This is a genomic window from Hansschlegelia beijingensis, from assembly GCF_045505405.1.
Taxonomy (GTDB): domain Bacteria; phylum Pseudomonadota; class Alphaproteobacteria; order Rhizobiales; family Methylopilaceae; genus Methylopila; species Methylopila beijingensis_A.
Genome location: NZ_JBJKEX010000370.1, coordinates 1 through 2,970 on the forward strand (window position 1 = coordinate 1; position 2,970 = coordinate 2,970).

The following is a 2,970-nucleotide window of genomic DNA, read 5'->3' on the forward strand; positions in this document are numbered from 1 at the left end:
AGCGCAGGACCGTCCGGCGCAGCAGGCCTCCGGCCGAGCCCGCCAGGACCCCTCTGCCGCCGAACGTGGTGGCGTTGCCCAAGGTCGCCCCCGACACCTTCGTGGCCGTGTTCGGCGACACCGTCGCCGACGAGCTCGCCGGCGGGCTGGAGGAAGCCTTCGTGGACGCGCCGGGCCTCGTGGTCCGCCGCCACGTCAAGGCGAACGCCGGCCTCGTGCGCGCGGACTATTTCGACGTCGTCGCGGACGCCCGCAAGGCGGTCGAGTCCGAGCAGATCACCTTCGCGGTGATCGACGTCGGCGTGAACGACCGGCAGCCCTTCGTCGACATGCGGCACGCCGCGCCGCTCTCCGACGAGTGGACCAAGCGCTATGGCGAGCGGGTGAACGCGCTGCTCGCGCCCTTCAGGGAAAAGAAGATCCCGGTCTACTGGGTGGGCCTCGCGCCGAGCGAGAGCCGCAAGGCAAGCGCCGATCACACCGCGCTCAACACCTTGATCAAGGAGCGCGTGGAGGCCGCAGGCGGAACCTATGTGGACGTCTGGGAGGGCTTCGTCGACGAGGACGGCGCCTATATGGCGGACGGGCCGCAACTCGACGGCCAGATCGGCCGGCTGAGGCTCGACGACGGGGTGCATTTCTCGCGGGCCGGCGCCCGCAAGCTGGCGCATTACGTCGAGCGCGAGATCCGCAAGGTCTACCGGCCCTCGACCACCGATCCGAACGCGATGATCGGCGCGAGGTCGGCGTTGACCGAGCCCCCGTCGGCGCCGGCGTCCGGCTCATGGATGCGGCTGACGATCGACTGCGCGATCGTGGTCAGCGTCGTCGAGTCGCCGATCGCCACGAGCGGCAGCTCGATGTCGAAGCGACGTTCGACGCTCATCCGCAGCTCGAGACCCATCAACGAGTCCATCCCCAGTTCGGCGAGCGGCCGCTGCGGAGAGATCTCCTTGGCCGGCAGCTTGAGGATGCGCCCGACCTCGCCGGCGAGGATCTCCGCCACGATGTCGCGCGCCTCGCGGGCGTCCTTGCCGCGGACGAGCGCGGCGAGGTCGATCGTCTCGACGGAATCCTGCGGCCCCATCTCGGCGCCGGCCACCACCTGGGCGAACATCGGCGACGCCAGGAAGGCGAGATCGCGCCGCGCCGCGCCCCAGTCGAGCGGGGCGATCGTGATCACCGCGGTCTCGAGGCGAAGGTCATCATGCGCGAGCACGCGGCCGAGTCCCTCCAGCGCCTCAGCGCCCGAGAGCGTCTGGTGGCCGAGACGCTTCTGGATCTTCTCCTTCACCTCGCCGGTGCGGGCCAGGTAGCCCACGTCGCCGAGCGCGCCCCAGGCGATCGCGAGGCCCGGAAGCCCCTCGCGCCGACGCACCCGAACCAGCGACTCGAGCCACATATTGGCCGCGACGTAGTTGGACTGGCCCGGATTGCCGATCACGGTCGTGGCCGAGGAATAGACCACGAACTGCTTCACCGGATCCTGCCGCGTCAGCCTGTCGAGCGCATGCGCGCCGTCGATCTTCGGCCGCAGCACCGCCTCGAAGCGCGCCTCGTCGAGATTGGCGAGCAGCGCGTCGTCGAGCACCATGGCCACGTGCCAGGCTCCGCCGATCGGGCCGAGGTCGCGGCGGGTCTCGTCGAGCGCCTTCTCCAGAGCGGCGGCGTCCGCCGCGTCGCAGGCGAACACCTTGACCTTGGCGCCGGCCGCCTCGATGCGGGCGACGCCGTCCCGGGCGGCCTGGGTGGAGGCGCCGGAGCGGCCGATCAGGGCGATCCAGTCGGCCCCGTTGGCCACCAGCCATTCGGCGGTCGCGAGCCCGAAGCCGCCAAGTCCGCCGACCAGCACATGCGCGCCCTCGGCCGCGCGGAAGGCCGGCGGCCTGGTCTCGCCGAGCTCGGCGGGGTCGAGCGGCCGGACCACGATCTTGCCGACATGACCGGACTGCTGCATCAGCCGGAAGGCGTCGCCGATGTCGTTCGCCTCATAGGCCCGGTAGGGCAGGGGCGCGAACACGCCCTTGTCGAACAGCTTCATGCACTCGCCGAACAGGCGCTGGCCGAGATCGCCGCGGTGGATCAGCAGCTGGTCGGCGTCGATCCCGAAATAGCTGATGTTGCGGCGGAACGGACGAAGCCCGAGACGGCTGTTGGCGTAGTAGTCGCGCTTGCCGAGCTCAAGGAAGCGGCCGAAGGGGCGGAGCACGCTCAGGGAGCGCTCCATCGCCTCGCCGAACAGCGAGTTCAGCACCACGTCGACGCCTTCGCCGCCGGTGAGCTTCTTCACCTCGTCGACGAACTCCAGGCTGCGGCTCGACAGGACGTGCGTCGCGCCGAGCGCGCGCAGCAGGTCCCGCTTCTCGTCGGAGCCCGCGGTCGCGATGACCTTCGCGCCCTTCCAGAGCGCGATCTGCAGCGCCGCCAGGCCGACGCCTCCGGCGCCGCCATGGATCAGCACCCACTCGCCGCGCCGCAGCTGAGCGAGATGCTGGAGCGCGTAATAGGCGGTGAGGAAGCACACCGGGATCGTCGCGCCTTCCTCGAAATTGATCGAGTCCGGCAGCGGGGCCACGGCGGTTTCAGACGTCACGACGCGCGACGCGAAGGCGCCGGACGCGAACGCCACGACGCGGTCGCCGACCCGGTAGCGCTTCACGCCCGGCCCGACGGCGGTCACGACGCCGGCGCATTCGATGCCGAGCCCCGGGCCGGCGAAGCCGTCCTCGAGCGCCTCTTCGGGCAGCAGGCCGAGGGCCCACATCACGTCGCGGAAGTTCAGGCCGACCGCGGAGACATCGATCGCGACCTCGCCCTCGGCAGGGTCGAGGGCCGGCGCGGCGACCCAGGACAGGTCGTCGAGGCCGCCGTCGCGGCCGGATTCGAGCACGGCGACGCGGGTGTCGACGCCTGGACGGTGAAGCTCGAGCCGTTTGCGAAGGATCAGCATCGCATGCAGCTCAAGGGGTT

General features: G+C 70.7%; 1 protein-coding gene and 1 pseudogene. One reads left to right on the top strand and one right to left on the bottom strand.

Going from position 1 to position 2,970, the window contains the following annotated elements; genetic code table 11:
- Positions 1–161: 161 nt before the first annotated feature.
- A pseudogene (locus ACIKT0_RS16135) lies at positions 162–623 on the top strand (DUF459 domain-containing protein); the annotation flags it as partial.
- 74 nt (positions 624–697) lie between these two features.
- Here the strand turns inward: ACIKT0_RS16135 and ACIKT0_RS16140 are convergent.
- A partial coding sequence (locus ACIKT0_RS16140; protein ID WP_407106381.1) for an SDR family NAD(P)-dependent oxidoreductase occupies positions 698–2,970 on the bottom strand: 2,273 nt, incomplete at its 5' end.